This window comes from Delftia sp. DT-2 (assembly GCF_028401915.1).
Taxonomy (GTDB): domain Bacteria; phylum Pseudomonadota; class Gammaproteobacteria; order Burkholderiales; family Burkholderiaceae_C; genus Comamonas; species Comamonas tsuruhatensis.
In genome coordinates this window covers 314,121-327,153 of the sequence record NZ_JAQOTI010000007.1, presented here as the reverse complement: position 1 = coordinate 327,153, position 13,033 = coordinate 314,121, and the positions used below count along the sequence as shown (strand labels likewise).

Genomic DNA, 13,033 nt, shown 5'->3' with positions numbered 1-13,033 from the left:
CGACTCCGCGAGGGCTCAGGAATTCTCGAGGACGATGCCCTCGATCAGGTTGGCCACGTCCTCGCAGCGGTCGGTCACCGTCTCCAGCAGCTCGTAGATGGCCTTGAGCTTGATGACTTCGCGCACATCGGGCTCTTCGCGGAACAGCTTGCTCATGGCCGAGCGCATCACGCGGTCGGCGTCCGATTCGAGGCGGTCGATTTCCTCGCAGGTCTTCATCGCCGCGTCCACCACCGAGGGATCGGAGATGCGCGACAGCAGCTTGACCGCATCGCGCAGCCGCTCGCAGCAGCGCACGCACAGGTCCGTCAGGCGCGTGATCTCTTCCGTCATGTGGCGCACGTCGTACAGCGCCATGGTCTCGGCCGAGTCCTGGATCAGGTCGGCCACGTCGTCCATGGTGTTGATCAGCGAGTGGATGTGCTCGCGGTCCAGCGGCGTGATGAAGGTCTTGTGCAGCGCCTTGGTGACGTCGTGCGTCACGCGGTCTGCGGCACGCTCGGCGTTGTTCACGTCCTCGTTGTACTTCTCGCGAAGATGAGGATCGTTGTAGTTGGCGACAAGCTGCGAGAAGGCATGCGCGGCTTCGACGATGCGATCGGCATGCTGGTTGAACATCTCGAAAAAATTGCCTTCGCGCGGCAATAACTTGCCAAAAAGCATGAATGCTCCTTACCGGGAAACAGGGGGAACCAGGCGACTCACTGCGTCACATTGCGGATGCTTGGCATGGCTTCCCGGCTTGAACGGGGCGAAGTGTACTCTTGAGTCCCAGGCGCGTTTTTGCGCGCCGGCGCGCCGCCCTGTCAGCCGCTGCGAAAAATAAAGTACACCGCGCCCACCATGCACAGCCCGGCCCAGAGGAAGTCCCATTTGAGCGGCTGGTTCAGGTAGAGCACGGCAAAGGGCGCGAACACCGCCAGCGTGATCACCTCCTGGATGATCTTGAGCTGCGCCACGCTGAACTGCGTGTGGCCTATGCGGTTGGCGGGCACCTGCAGCAGGTACTCGAACAGCGCGATGCCCCAGCTGACAAGGGCTGCCACGTACCAGGGCGACGAGGCGTGGTTCTTCAGGTGGCCATACCAGGCGAAGGTCATGAAGACATTGCTCATGGCCAGCAGGACCACGGTCTGCAGCCCGACGGGGATGTGTTGGAGCCAGTTCATGTGATGTGCAGCCCGACGCGGGGAAACCCAAATTATCGCGTCCGGCACTGGGCAGGGCCGATTTTCGATTTCTTTCCAAAAATTGCCTTTTTGCGCGAATTTCCTCGAATAACCCATTCCATCGCACAAATACGCAAAGTCTCGCACCGATCGACGCTTGATGAATCTTCATCAAATCGTCATATTTTTGCCATATCCCGTCAGTGGCACGGGGCATTCCATCCATCCCCGCGCTCACGGCAGCCGTGGCGCTCACTCGCCCAGATAGGCAGCCCGCACGCGCGGGTCGCTGAGCAGGGTCTGGCCGGGTCCCGTCATGGTGATCAGGCCGGACTCCATCACATAGCCGCGATCGGCCAGCGCCAGCGCACGGCTGGCATTTTGCTCGACCAGCACAAGGGTCACGCCCAGGCCGTGCACGTCGCTCACCACCTCGAAGATCTTGTCCACCATGATGGGCGACAGGCCCATGGAGGGCTCGTCCAGCAGCAGCACCTTGGGCTGGCTCATCAGCGCGCGCGCCATGGCCAGCATCTGCTGCTCGCCACCCGACATGGTGCCGGCCAGCTGGTCGCGGCGCTCCTTCAGACGCGGGAAGATGCCGAACATGCGCTCGATGTCGGCGGCAATGCCGGCCTTGTCGTTGCGCGTGTAGGCGCCCATGAGCAGGTTCTCGGTGATGGTCATGCGCGCGAACACGCCGCGCCCCTCCGGCACCATGACCAGGCCCTGGGCCACCAGATCCCAGGCGCCCACGTTGCGGATGCTGCGGCCCAGGTAGTGCACGTCGCCGTCCGCCATCTGCAGGCTGCGCGTGACGGCCTTCATGGTCGTGGTCTTGCCCGCACCGTTGGAGCCGATCAGCGAGACCAGCTCGCCCTGGCGCACCTCGAAGTCCACACCCTTGACGGCCTGAATGCCGCCATAGGCCACCTTCAGGCCCTCGACCTTCAGCAGCACCGGAGGGGACACGCCCTTGTCTTGCTCTTGCTCGCCCATGGTTCAGTGTCCTCCCGTGCCCAGATAGGCTTCGATCACCTTGTCGTTCTTCTGCACCTCGGCCGGCGTGCCTTCGGCAATGGGCTTGCCATAGTCGAGCACGGTGACGCGGTCGCACAGGCCCATGACCAGCTTCACGTCGTGCTCGATCAGCAAGATGGTGCGCTGGTCGCGGCGGATGCGGTCGATCAGCTCGCGCAGCTGCACTTTCTCGGTGGCATTCATGCCGGCGGCAGGCTCGTCCAGCGCGATCAGCTGCGGGTCGGTGGCCAGGGCCCGCGCGATCTCCAGGCGCCGCTGGTCGCCGTAGCTCAGCGTGCGGGCCTTGAAGTCCGCGTACTTGGAGATGCCCACGTAGTCCAGCAATTCACGGGCGCGCGCGCGGATGGCGGCCTCCTCGGCCTTGAAGCCGCGCGTGCGCAGCACCGCGCCGATCAGGCCCGAGTGCGTGCGCACATGGCGCCCGACCATCACGTTCTCCAGCGCCGTCATCTCGGCAAACAGCCGGATGTTCTGGAAGGTGCGCGCAATGCCGGCCTTGGCCACCTTGTGCACGGCCGTGGGCTCGTAGGCCTTGCCGGCCAGCTCGAAACTGCCGCTGTCGGGCGTGTACAGGCCCGTGATCACGTTGAAGAAGGTGGTCTTGCCCGCGCCATTGGGTCCGATCAGTCCGTAGACCTGGCCCCGGCCAATGGTCATGCCCACATCGGACAGCGCCTGCAGCCCGCCGAAGCGTTTGGAAATGCCCGAAACCCTGAGCACCGGAGCGCTGGAGCTGTTGTCTGCCGTATTCGCCATCTGCGGTTTCTCCATGCTCAGGACTGGTGCGGCAGGTTCTTGCCATGCTCGGGCGACGGCCACAGGCCGCGCGGACGCATCAGCATGATGACGATCATGGCCAGCGCGATCAGCAGCTGGCGCAGGATGGAGGCATCGAGCCGCCCATCGGTCATCTGCTGCAGGGGACCGGCCACATAGCGCAGCACCTCGGGCAGGGCCGACAGCAGCACCGCACCCAGGATCACGCCGGGCAGATGGCCCAGGCCGCCGAGCACCACCATGGCCACGATCATGATGGACTCCATGAGGCTGAACGACTCGGGAGAGACGAAGCCCTGGAAGGCCGCGAACATGGCGCCCGAGACACCACCGAAGGAAGCGCCCATGCCGAAGGCCAGCAGCTTCATGTTGCGCGTGTTGATGCCCATGGCTTTGGCGGCGATCTCGTCCTCGCGGATGGCCATCCAGGCGCGGCCTATGCGCGAGTCCTGCAGGCGCCAGCAGATCACGATGCTGACCAGCACCAGGAAGAGGAACAGGTAGTAGTACAGCGTGACCGAGCTGATGTCGTAGCCGAAGATCTCCTGGCGCTTGGCCAGGTCCAGCCCCAGAATCTTGACCGAGTCGATCTGGCCTATGCCCTTGGGGCCGTTGGTGATGTTGACCGGCTGGTCCAGGTTGTTCATGAAGATGCGGATGATCTCGCCGAAGCCCAGCGTGACGATGGCCAGGTAGTCTCCGCGCAGCTTGAGCACCGGGATGCCCAGCAGTATTCCCGTGATGCCCGCCAGCAGCGCCGCCAGCGGTATCACCAGCCAGATGGAGGTATGCAGCCCGTCCGGGAACATGGCGGCAAAGCCCTCGAAGGTCTCCGCCAGATGCGGCGAGGCCATCAGCGCAAACATGTAGGCGCCCACGGCGTAGAACGCCACGTAGCCCAGGTCCAGCAGGCCTGCATAGCCCACCACCACGTTCAGGCCCAGTGCCAGCAGCACATAGAGCAGCGCCAGGTCGGCGATGCGCACCCAGGCATTGCCGAAGTACTGCAGCACCAGCGGCAGCACCATCAGCGCCAGGCCGCCCAGAATCCATTGCACGGTCTTCTTGCTGTTCATGCGTCTCTCCTCAGGCGCGGTCGGCCACACGCTCACCCAGCAGGCCCGAGGGGCGCAGCGTCAGGATGATGATGAGCACGATGAAGGCGAAGATGTCGGTGTAGTGGCTGCCCAGCACGCCGCCCGTGAGATCACCGATGTAGCCCGAGCCAATGGACTCGATCAGCCCCAGCAGCATGGCGCCGACCACGGCGCCCGCCAGGTTGCCGATGCCGCCGAACACGGCCGCCGTGAAGGCCTTGAGCCCCGGCAGAAAGCCCATGGTGTGGTGGGCCGTGCCGTAGTTGGAGGCGTACATGATGCCCGCGATGGCCGCCAGCACGGCGCCGATGATGAAGGTGGCAGAGATCACCATGTCAGGCTTGACACCCATCAAGGCCGCCACGCGCGGATTCTCGGCCGTGGCCCGCATGGCGCGCCCGAGCTTGGTGTAGTTGACCAGGTAGGTCAGCGCAGCCAGCGCAATCGCCGTGACCACCAGCACCAGGATCTGGGTGGGCGTGATCACCGCCGTGCCGATCTCGAAGGGCGTGCTCGGCAGCAGCGTGGGATAGGCCTTGTAGTTGGGCTTCCAGATGATCATGGCCAGCGTCTGCAGCAGCAGCGAGACGCCGATGGCCGTGATCAGGGGCGCCAGGCGCGGGCTGCTGCGCAGGCGCCGGTAGGCCACTTTCTCGATCACGAAATTCAGTGCGGCGGCCACCACGCAGGCGATCACCGTCGCCAGCAGCAGGATCAGCCAGCCCGGTGCGCCCGGCATGGCCTCCTGCATCAGGCCTATGCAGCTCCAGCTGGTCAGCGCCCCGACCATGAGCACCTCGCCATGGGCGAAGTTGATGAGCTGGATGATGCCGTACACCATGGTGTAGCCCAGGGCGATCAGGGCATACATGCTGCCCAGGACCAATCCGTTGATGACCTGCTGAAGCAGTATGTCCATATGCGCTCTCCCCTTTTGCTCAGGATGGAGACATTCAGCGTGCCTCGCATCCAAACGAACGGAGCCAGCAATGCCATGGTGGTGGAAGCTCTCCTGCCGCATCCCGGCTTGTGATCAGGAAGCCGCAGGGGATGGGCGATTCTAGGCACCCCCCGGTGGCCTGCAACGCCTTGTTGCAGCGGGGTTTCCCGAGGCTTTACAAGCCACGCGCTCTTATGTAGCACTGCAGCAATTTGCCGCAGCCAGCATGAACTCCTACCATCAACGACAGTGCCGCCAGCAAGCGGTGGCCACGGAGAACCCCGATGAAATACCACGGCAGCTGCCACTGCGGCGGCATCGCTTTCGATGTGGAAGGCGAACTCACCCAGGTCATGGCCTGCAACTGCTCCATCTGCGCGCGCAAGGGCGCCCTCATGTGGTTCGTGCCCCGCGAACAGCTGCAGCTGAGCACGCCCGAGGAGCAGATGCGCTCCTACACCTTCCACCGGCATCTGATCCAGCACCGCTTCTGCCCGACCTGCGGCATCCACCCTTTCGGCGAAGCCACCGATCCCAAGGGCCGGCACATGGCGGCCGTCAACGTGCGCTGCCTGGAAGGCGTGGATGCCGAAGCCTTGCGCATCACGCGCTACGACGGACGGTCGGCCTGAGGCTGGCTTCAGGCCCGCAGCGCTTCTTCCTCCACATCGCGCAGGCGGTCCTTGCCGAAATAGATCTCGTCGCCAACAAAAAAGGTGGGCGCTCCGAAAGCGCCACGGTGGAAGGCCTGCTCGGTATTTGCCAGCAGCCGGGCCTTGACTTCTGGCGTCTGGCTTGCGGCAATCAGGGCTGGGGCGTCCAGACCCGCCCCGGACAGCTCGGTGCCGATCACCTGGGCATCGTCCATCTTGCAGCCCTTCTCCCACATGCTGGAGAACACCGCATCGACATAGCGCTCGAAGCAGCCCATGTCCTGGGCGGCCACGGCCCCACGCATGATCTGCAGGGTGTTCACGGGAAAGTGAGGATTCATCCGGAAGCGCGTGAGGCTGTGCCTGTGCACGAAGCGCTGCAGCTCCAGCGCCTCATAGGCGCGCTTGTTGGGAATGTCGGCATTGGCCTCGGCCGGGGAGCGGTTGTTGGCCAGCTTGAACAGGCCTCCCAGCAGGACAGGCACATATTCGAAGCGGATGCCGCTGCGCGCCTCGATCCGGGGAATGACCTGGTGGCAGAGATAGGCGTTGGGGCTGCCGAAGTCGAAGAGAAATTGCACCTTGGTGTTCATGGCGTGGCCTGCGGGAGTGGGAGGAAGTGACGATGCGATAAGGCAAGGCGGCTCACCACGGCTCCATCCAGGGACGGATCTCGGTCTCGTGCGTCCAGGCGTCGCGCGGCTGCTGGTGCAGTTGCCAGTAGAGGTCGGCAATGTGCTCGGGATTGAGGATGCCGCCCTGCTCCTTGAGGGCATAGCGCTCGGGGAAATTGCTGCGGATGAATTCGGTGTCTATGGCGCCGTCGATCACGGGATGGGCCACATGGATGCCCTTGGGCCAGAGTTCGCGCGCCATGCTCTGCGCCAGGGCGCGCAGGCCGTGCTTGGCACCGGCAAACGCGGCAAAGCCCTCGCGCCCGCGCAAGCTGGCCGTGGCGCCCGTGAAGATGATGGTGCCCCGGCCGCGCGGCAGCATCACCCTGGCCGCCTCCCGCCCCATCAGAAAGCCGGCGAAGCAGGCCATCTCCCAGACCTTGAAGTAGACGCGCGCCGTGGTTTCGGTGATGCCGAAGCGCACATTGGCGCCGATGTTGAAGACGGCGACCTCGATGGGTGCGATCTCGGCCTCGATCTTCTGCACCAGGGCCACCATTTCCTCTTCCTTGCGCGCGTCGCTGCCAAAACCATGGGCTTCACCCCCTGCGGCGCGGATCTGCTCGACCAGCGGCTGGAGTTTGTCGGCATCGCGGCGGGTGACGCAGGCGATATAGCCTTCGCGCGCAAAGCGCCGGGCAATCGCCCCGCCCGTGGCGTCACCGGCACCGATGACGAGGATGGCTTTCTTGTCGGTCATGGAATCTCCGTGGATGAAGAAGTAAGTTCATTTTTTGAACTTTATGCACAGTAGGTTTAAAATCTGAACCCGTCAAGCGGGGAACTGCCCAATGAAATGGAACGAACTGGAAGAGGAGCGCTGCTCCATCGCACGCACGGTCTCGGTCATCGGTGACCGCTGGACGCTGCTGGTGCTGCGCGACTGCTTTCTGGGAGTGCGCCGCTTCGATGAATTCCTGGGGCGCCTGGGCATTTCACGCCCCATGCTGTCGGACAGGCTGGCCAGGCTGGTCGAGGCCGGCGTGCTCAAGAAGGTGGCCTACCAGGAGGCGCCGGTGCGGCACGAGTACCGCCTCACGTCCAAGGGACTGGACCTGCATCCCGTGGTCATGGCCATCGTGCACTGGGGCGATGTGCACATGTCCGGCGAGGAAGGCCGGCCCCTGCTGCACCGGCATTCGGTGTGCGGCCACACGTTCGATCCCCTGATCGTCTGCTCGCACTGCCACGCTCCCTTGCACGCGCGGGATGTGACGGTGGAGCCCGGCCCGGGCGCCTAGCCCTGGCTCCAGCCCCGGCCTGCTCTCACGGGATTCGGCTATGCGCCGCCGCCGCCAGCCTCTTCATCCCACTTGCGCAGCACGGCCAGCTTCTCGCCGATCTTGATCTCCAGGCCCCGTGGCACGGGCTGGTACCAGCCCGGCTCCGCAATGCCCTCGGGCAGATAGGTCTCGCCGGCCGCGTAGGCGTTGGGCTCGTCGTGCGCGTAGCGGTATTTATGGCCGTAGCCCAGCTCCTTCATGAGCTTGGTGGGCGCGTTGCGCAGGTGCACGGGCACCTCGCGGCTCCTGTCCTGCTTCACGAAGGCCCGGGCCTTGTTGTAGGCGTTGTAGCCGGCGTTGCTCTTGGGAGCCATGGCCAGATAGATGACGGCCTGGCCCAGGGCCAGCTCGCCTTCAGGGCTGCCCAGGCGCTCGTAGGTCAGGGCCGCATCGTTGGCGATCTGCATGGCGCGCGGATCGGCCAGGCCTATGTCTTCCCAGGCCATGCGCACGATGCGCCGCGACAGGTAGCGCGCATCGGCGCCGCCGTCGAGCATGCGGGTGAGCCAGTAGAGCGCTGCATCCGGATGGGAGCCGCGCACGGACTTGTGCAGGGCCGAGATCTGGTCGTAGAAGTTGTCGCCCCCCTTGTCGAAGCGCCTGGCATTCAGGGTCAGCGCGTTCTGCACGAATTCGGCATCGATCCGGGTGACGCCTGCAGCGCCCGCCGCCGTCTGGCATTGCTCCAGCAGGTTCAGGAACCGCCGGGCGTCGCCATCGGCATAGCCGATGATGGTGTCCCGCGCCAGGTCGTCGAACTGCAGGCCGCCCAGGGCCTTTTCCTGCGCACGCTGCAGCAGCTGCCTGAGCTCTTCGTCGGTCAGGGACTGCAGCACATAGACCTGTGCGCGCGACAGCAGGGCCGAGTTCACCTCGAAGGACGGATTCTCCGTGGTGGCGCCGATGAAGGTCACCAGGCCGCTTTCCGCATAGGGCAGCAGCGCATCCTGCTGGGATTTGTTGAAGCGGTGGATCTCGTCCACGAAGAGGATGGTGTGCCGGCCCATGGCCAGGTTCTGCTGCGCCTGCTCCATGGCCGCACGGATGTCCTTGACCCCGGAGAACACCGCAGACAGCGCAATGAACTCGCACTTGAAGGCCGTGGCCGTGAGCCGGGCCAGCGTGGTCTTGCCCACGCCGGGTGGCCCCCAGAAGATCATGGAATGCGGCTTGCCCGACTGGAAGGCCAGGCGCAGCGGCTTGCCTTCGCCCAGCAGGTGGGACTGGCCCACGACCTCGTCCAGGGTCTTGGGCCGCAGGGCTTCGGCCAGTGGTGCGGAGGGCTCCTGGGTGAACAGATCAGCCATGGGGCAGCTCTCTCGAAGGCCGCTCCCCGCACGCGAGGTGCGGCAGCCCGTGTTGCGGATTCTTCGCCAAAGGGAACAGATGCAGTTGCAGAACCATGGCGCCATTGTCCACGCCATGGCTGGCGCAGGTGCGCCAGGCCTTGATGCCTGATGTCGGCCGTGGACTGAAACTCCTGATCTTCAGACGGGAATATGGCCATCGCCTCCAGGCATGTCACTGAAACGACATGGATTGTTTGCATGCACCCCATCAAGAGCAATCACTGACATTTCACACCTGCTTCGGGCCGCAGCCCTAAAATGCTGCCCTTTGCGGAGCCGGCCGCGCGATCCGCACGCGACCTTCGGGCCTGCGTCATCGCAGCCTTCCAACCCCGCGCCTCCCTCCGTTTACGGAACCGCCTGCCATGCGGCAATGCGGGGCCTTTTCATTTCTGCATCCATGCAAACACTCAAGACCAGGGACCTGATCGCCCTAGGCTTCATGACCTTTGCGCTGTTCCTCGGCGCGGGCAACATCATCTTTCCGCCCATGGTCGGCCAGGGCGCCGGCGAGCACGCGGCTGCCGCGGCCACCGGCTTCCTGCTGACGGGCGTGGGCCTGCCCCTGCTCACGGTGGTCGCACTGGCGCGCGTGGGCGGCGGCATGGACGCACTGACCTCGCCCGTGGGCCGCAAGGCCGGAATGGTGCTGGGCCTGCTGATCTATCTCATCCTGGGGCCGCTGTTCGCCACGCCGCGCACGGCGACGGTGTCGTTCGAGATGGGCTTTGCGCCCTTCATGGGCCACAGCAGCACAGCCCTGTTCATCTACTCTGCCGTGTACTTCGCCCTGGTCATGGGCCTGTCCCTGTTCCCGGGCAAGCTGATCGACAACATCGGCAAGCTGATCACGCCCGTGTTGATCCTGGCGCTGGTGGTGCTGGGCGCCGCCGCCGTGCTGCTGCCGGCCGGGGAGGCCACCAGGGCCAGTGGCGACTACCTGGTGTCGCCGCTGACTGAAGGTTTCCTGGAGGGCTACCAGACCATGGACGCGCTGGGGGCGCTGGCCTTCGGCATCGTCATCGTCAACGCCATCCGTGACCGCGGCATCTCCGATACCGGCCTGCAGACGCGCTACGCCATCGTCGCGGGCGTGATCGCCGCCGTCGGGCTGGGCATGGTGTATCTGTCGCTGATCCATCTGGGCGCCACCAGCCAGTCCATCGCCCCGCAGGCACAGACCGGCGTGCTCATCCTCACGCGCTATGTGGATCACACCTTCGGCCCCATCGGCAGCCTGCTGCTGGCCGTGGTGATCTCCCTGGCCTGCCTGACCACGGCCGTGGGCCTGGTCAGTGCCTGCGGCGCCTACTTCAGCCAAATGCTGCGCCTGCCCTACCGTGCAGTGGTGGTGGCCATCGGCCTGGCCTGCATTCTGGTGTCCAACCAGGGCCTGGCCCAATTGATCGCCGTATCCGGACCCGTGCTCGTGGGCATCTACCCGCTGGCCATCGCCCTGGTGGTGCTGAGCCTGCTGTCTGGCCTGTGGCGCAATGCGCAGCGGGTGTTCGCACCGGTGCTGGCCGTGGCCCTGTTGTTTGGTCTCATCGATGCAGCCAGGGCTGCCGGCTGGCAGGACTGGCTGCCCGCGTTCCTGAACAGCCTGCCGGGCAACGGCATGGGCTGGGCCCTGCCCGTGGCCGCGACCCTGGTGCTGGCCGCCCTCCACGACCGGCTGCGCCCTGCGCCCGCCGCCGCGTTCAAGCCGTCCTGAACCTTGACATGAGTTCGACCAGCTGATGGGCCTGCTTGCGCAGGCTCTCGGCGGCCGAACTGGTCTGCTCCACCAGCGCGGCGTTCTGCTGGGTGCCTTCCTCGATGCGGACGATGGCGCTGTTGACATGGCTCACGCCCGCGCTCTGTTCGCCGCTGGAATGGCTGATGGCGCCGATCATGCGCGAGACCTTGGCAATCGCCTCCTGCACCGAGGCCATGGTCGCGCCCGCACTGTCCACCTCCTGGGCGCCCAGGGCCACGCGCTGGGCGTTGGCCTGGATCAGGTCGCGGATCTCCCGCGCCGCACCCGAGCTGCGCTGGGCCAGCGTGCGCACCTCGGCGGCCACCACCGCAAAGCCCCGGCCCTGCTCGCCGGCCCGTGCGGCCTCCACGGCCGCGTTGAGCGCAAGAATGTTGGTCTGGAAGGCAATGCCGTCGATCACCTCGATGATGCTGACCACGCGTTCGGACGCATCCTGGATGCTGCGCATGGTGCCCACGACGGCCGAGATGGCATCGCCGCCGCGCGTGGCAATGTCGCTGGCGGACGAAGCCAGCAGGTTGGCCTTCTCTGCGTGATCGGCATTGCCGCGCACGGTGGAGTCGAGCTGGTCCATGGACGATGCCGTCATCTGCAGGGCCGACGCCTGCTGCTCGGTGCGCTGGGCCAGGTCGCTGTTGCCCGCTGCGATCTGCGAGCTGGCGGATGCCACCTGCTCCGCATTGCCGCGCACTTCCACGACGATGCTGCGCAGCTGTTCCTGCATGGCGCCCAGCGCCCGCAGCAGCTGGCCCAGCTCGTCGCGGCCGCCGCTCGCTATGGCATTGGTCAGATGGCCACGGGCCACGTTCTCGGCCAGCCGGACCGCGCTGCGCAGCGGTGCCACCACGGCGCGGGTGATGAGCCAGCCAATGGCCACGCCGGCCACGGCCGCCACCAGCATCAGCGCCAGGCTCAATTCCGTGGCGCGCCTGCCGCTGCTGTAGGCATCATCGGCCACGGACTTGCTCTGGGCAGCGATGCCGGCCTTGAGCCGGGACAGCAGCTCGGCCGGCTCGCGGTCCACGCCGCGCACGGCCATGTCGCCCACGGAGGGGTCGAAGCCCGTGGCCTCGAACTTGTCCAGGCCCACGCGATAGCCCTCGGCCATCTTGCGGTGCTGTGCCACAAAGCGCTGGGCCATCTCGCGCAGGGCGGTGTCTTCCACCAGGGCCAGCAAGGCGGTGGTCTTGTCCTGCACGGCGCGCTCATCGGACAGAAAGCCCTTCCAGTGCCGCTCGCGCAGCGCGTTGTCCGAGCCGCGCAGCAGCACGTTCTTCCATTCCTGGACCTGGGTCTTGAAGTGGCCTTCCACTTCTGCGGCAAGGCGCTCTGCGGCCATGTGGCGCTGTACGTCGCCGTGAAAGACGCCAAGGGATTGATGGGCCGACCAGAGGCCGAAGAATCCGGCGGCCAGGGTGAATAGCAGCGCCATGGCAATGGCGAGCGGCAACTTGCGACTGAGGTTCATAAAGACATGCGAGAGCCGGCCAGCATGTCCTCGAAGGGACGTAGAAACAGTCGCTGGCCGCAGGCCGCCATTGTCTCGACGATATTAGGCAAAACCATTACAAAACCTCACAAACTGCGCACCGCAGCGTGTGAGGTTCTTGAAGGGCCGCCCTGTGCAGCGGTGGATTACTGCTTGAGCACGTCGGCGCCCGCAGGCACCTTGAACTCGAAGGTCGAGGCCGGCAGGGATGCCTGGGTCTGCAGCTTGCTGAAGCGGATCAGCGAACGCTGGCCAAAGCTGTCGAGGATGTCCAGCGCCGAAAGCTGCCCATCGGCTGCAAAGCCCACGCGCACGCTCTTGAGCTGGCCGTTCCTGTCCTTGGGGCTGGCCTGGACCCATTGCAGGCCATCCTGCTCGGGCGCGGACTGCAGATCGAAATCGGCGCTCAACGCCTTGAGATCGCTGGCCGACGCCAGGATGGCGGCAGGCGTGCTGCCCAGGGCCTGGGCCTGCGCGCGCTGCGTGACCTGGTTGAGGTCGGCGTCATAGAGCCACAGCGTCTTGCCGTCGGCCACGATGGTCTGCTCGAACGGCTTGGTGTAGACGAACCTGAACTTGCCGGGACGCTGGAATTCGAATTGGCCGCTGGAGTTCTTGGTGCGCGGCGGCTGGCCATCCTTGGACGGGGCCGTGACGGCCTGGGTGAATTCGGCGCGGCCGGCCTGGGAATTCTTCATGAAGGCTTCCAGGCTCTTGAGGCCATCGGCCCACGAGGCCGTCGCGCTTGCCGCGATCACAACTGCAGTCAACAGACGTTTCATTCTTTCTCCATGATTGCGAA

At 65.3% G+C, this 13,033-nt stretch carries 14 protein-coding genes; 3 read left to right on the top strand and 11 right to left on the bottom strand.

Annotation, left to right across the window (positions count from 1 at the left end):
- Positions 1-15 precede the first annotated feature (15 nt).
- The 6 genes from PO605_RS14890 to PO605_RS14865 all read right to left on the bottom strand — a co-directional run bounded on the left by PO605_RS14890 (position 16) and on the right by PO605_RS14865 (position 5,003).
- Positions 16-663 (bottom strand): DUF47 domain-containing protein, encoded by a 648-nt coding sequence (locus tag PO605_RS14890; RefSeq protein ID WP_016445778.1) that lies wholly within the window; start codon positions 661-663, stop codon positions 16-18.
- Positions 664-806: 143 nt separating this feature from the next.
- A complete protein-coding gene (locus tag PO605_RS14885) occupies positions 807-1,169 on the bottom strand; it encodes a DMT family protein (RefSeq protein WP_016445777.1) in 363 nt (120 codons plus the stop codon).
- A 252-nt stretch (positions 1,170-1,421) separates the two neighbouring features.
- The gene (locus tag PO605_RS14880; protein WP_047472753.1) at positions 1,422-2,168 is read right to left on the bottom strand and encodes an ABC transporter ATP-binding protein; all 747 of its coding nucleotides are present in this window, start codon (positions 2,166-2,168) and stop codon (positions 1,422-1,424) included.
- Positions 2,169-2,171: 3 nt separating this feature from the next.
- Complete coding sequence (locus PO605_RS14875; RefSeq protein WP_016445775.1) at positions 2,172-2,966, bottom strand: ABC transporter ATP-binding protein; 795 nt, start codon at positions 2,964-2,966, stop codon at positions 2,172-2,174.
- Between the two features lie 17 nt (positions 2,967-2,983).
- Entirely contained in the window at positions 2,984-4,063 is a 1,080-nt protein-coding gene (locus PO605_RS14870) for an ABC transporter permease subunit (RefSeq protein ID WP_013800924.1), read from the bottom strand.
- Positions 4,064-4,073: 10 nt separating this feature from the next.
- Complete coding sequence (locus PO605_RS14865) at positions 4,074-5,003, bottom strand: branched-chain amino acid ABC transporter permease (RefSeq protein ID WP_016445773.1); 930 nt, start codon at positions 5,001-5,003, stop codon at positions 4,074-4,076.
- A 305-nt stretch (positions 5,004-5,308) separates the two neighbouring features.
- Between PO605_RS14865 and PO605_RS14860 the strand changes: the two genes are divergently transcribed.
- Positions 5,309-5,656: a GFA family protein gene (locus tag PO605_RS14860; protein WP_016445772.1), complete on the top strand. Its 348-nt coding sequence runs from the start codon at positions 5,309-5,311 to the stop codon at positions 5,654-5,656.
- A gap of 8 nt (positions 5,657-5,664) precedes the next feature.
- Here the strand turns inward: PO605_RS14860 and PO605_RS14855 are convergent, their stop codons facing one another.
- Entirely contained in the window at positions 5,665-6,270 is a 606-nt protein-coding gene (locus PO605_RS14855) for a 2-hydroxychromene-2-carboxylate isomerase (RefSeq protein WP_047472754.1), read from the bottom strand.
- Between the two features lie 52 nt (positions 6,271-6,322).
- Positions 6,323-7,051 (bottom strand): SDR family oxidoreductase, encoded by a 729-nt coding sequence (locus PO605_RS14850; protein WP_016445770.1) that lies wholly within the window; start codon positions 7,049-7,051, stop codon positions 6,323-6,325.
- Between the two features lie 91 nt (positions 7,052-7,142).
- On the opposite strand from PO605_RS14850, the gene PO605_RS14845 reads away from it, so the two are divergent.
- On the top strand, positions 7,143-7,592 hold the full coding sequence (locus tag PO605_RS14845; protein WP_016445769.1) for a winged helix-turn-helix transcriptional regulator: 450 nt from the start codon (positions 7,143-7,145) through the stop codon (positions 7,590-7,592).
- 38 nt (positions 7,593-7,630) lie between these two features.
- Here PO605_RS14845 and PO605_RS14840 read toward each other — a convergent pair whose 3' ends face one another.
- Positions 7,631-8,941: a replication-associated recombination protein A gene (locus tag PO605_RS14840; protein ID WP_047472755.1), complete on the bottom strand. Its 1,311-nt coding sequence runs from the start codon at positions 8,939-8,941 to the stop codon at positions 7,631-7,633.
- Positions 8,942-9,383: 442 nt separating this feature from the next.
- Between PO605_RS14840 and brnQ the strand changes: the two genes are divergently transcribed.
- Positions 9,384-10,697, top strand: a complete 1,314-nt coding sequence (gene brnQ / locus PO605_RS14835) for a branched-chain amino acid transport system II carrier protein (protein WP_016451105.1) — start codon at positions 9,384-9,386, stop codon at positions 10,695-10,697.
- Here the strand turns inward: brnQ and PO605_RS14830 are convergent.
- Positions 10,684-12,210, bottom strand: a complete 1,527-nt coding sequence (locus PO605_RS14830) for a methyl-accepting chemotaxis protein (protein ID WP_017405194.1) — start codon at positions 12,208-12,210, stop codon at positions 10,684-10,686. The two genes, brnQ and PO605_RS14830, sit on opposite strands and share 14 nt — an antisense overlap.
- A gap of 167 nt (positions 12,211-12,377) precedes the next feature.
- Positions 12,378-13,013, bottom strand: coding sequence for an outer membrane lipoprotein chaperone LolA (gene lolA / locus PO605_RS14825; protein ID WP_047217411.1), 636 nt, complete (start codon positions 13,011-13,013; stop codon positions 12,378-12,380).
- Positions 13,014-13,033: the final 20 nt, after the last annotated feature.

Coding starts and splice junctions, on each gene's coding strand:
- PO605_RS14880 (WP_047472753.1), bottom strand. CDS start 2,168: ATGGGCGAGCAAGAGCAAGACAAGGGCGTGTCCCCTCCGGTGCTGCTG.
- PO605_RS14830 (WP_017405194.1), bottom strand. CDS start 12,210: ATGAACCTCAGTCGCAAGTTGCCGCTCGCCATTGCCATGGCGCTGCTA.
- PO605_RS14870 (WP_013800924.1), bottom strand. CDS start 4,063: ATGAACAGCAAGAAGACCGTGCAATGGATTCTGGGCGGCCTGGCGCTG.
- PO605_RS14890 (WP_016445778.1), bottom strand. CDS start 663: ATGCTTTTTGGCAAGTTATTGCCGCGCGAAGGCAATTTTTTCGAGATG.
- PO605_RS14845 (WP_016445769.1), top strand. CDS start 7,143: ATGAAATGGAACGAACTGGAAGAGGAGCGCTGCTCCATCGCACGCACG.
- PO605_RS14885 (WP_016445777.1), bottom strand. CDS start 1,169: ATGAACTGGCTCCAACACATCCCCGTCGGGCTGCAGACCGTGGTCCTG.
- PO605_RS14850 (WP_016445770.1), bottom strand. CDS start 7,051: ATGACCGACAAGAAAGCCATCCTCGTCATCGGTGCCGGTGACGCCACG.
- PO605_RS14865 (WP_016445773.1), bottom strand. CDS start 5,003: ATGGACATACTGCTTCAGCAGGTCATCAACGGATTGGTCCTGGGCAGC.
- lolA (WP_047217411.1), bottom strand. CDS start 13,013: ATGAAACGTCTGTTGACTGCAGTTGTGATCGCGGCAAGCGCGACGGCC.
- PO605_RS14875 (WP_016445775.1), bottom strand. CDS start 2,966: ATGGCGAATACGGCAGACAACAGCTCCAGCGCTCCGGTGCTCAGGGTT.
- PO605_RS14840 (WP_047472755.1), bottom strand. CDS start 8,941: ATGGCTGATCTGTTCACCCAGGAGCCCTCCGCACCACTGGCCGAAGCC.
- PO605_RS14855 (WP_047472754.1), bottom strand. CDS start 6,270: ATGAACACCAAGGTGCAATTTCTCTTCGACTTCGGCAGCCCCAACGCC.
- brnQ (WP_016451105.1), top strand. CDS start 9,384: ATGCAAACACTCAAGACCAGGGACCTGATCGCCCTAGGCTTCATGACC.
- PO605_RS14860 (WP_016445772.1), top strand. CDS start 5,309: ATGAAATACCACGGCAGCTGCCACTGCGGCGGCATCGCTTTCGATGTG.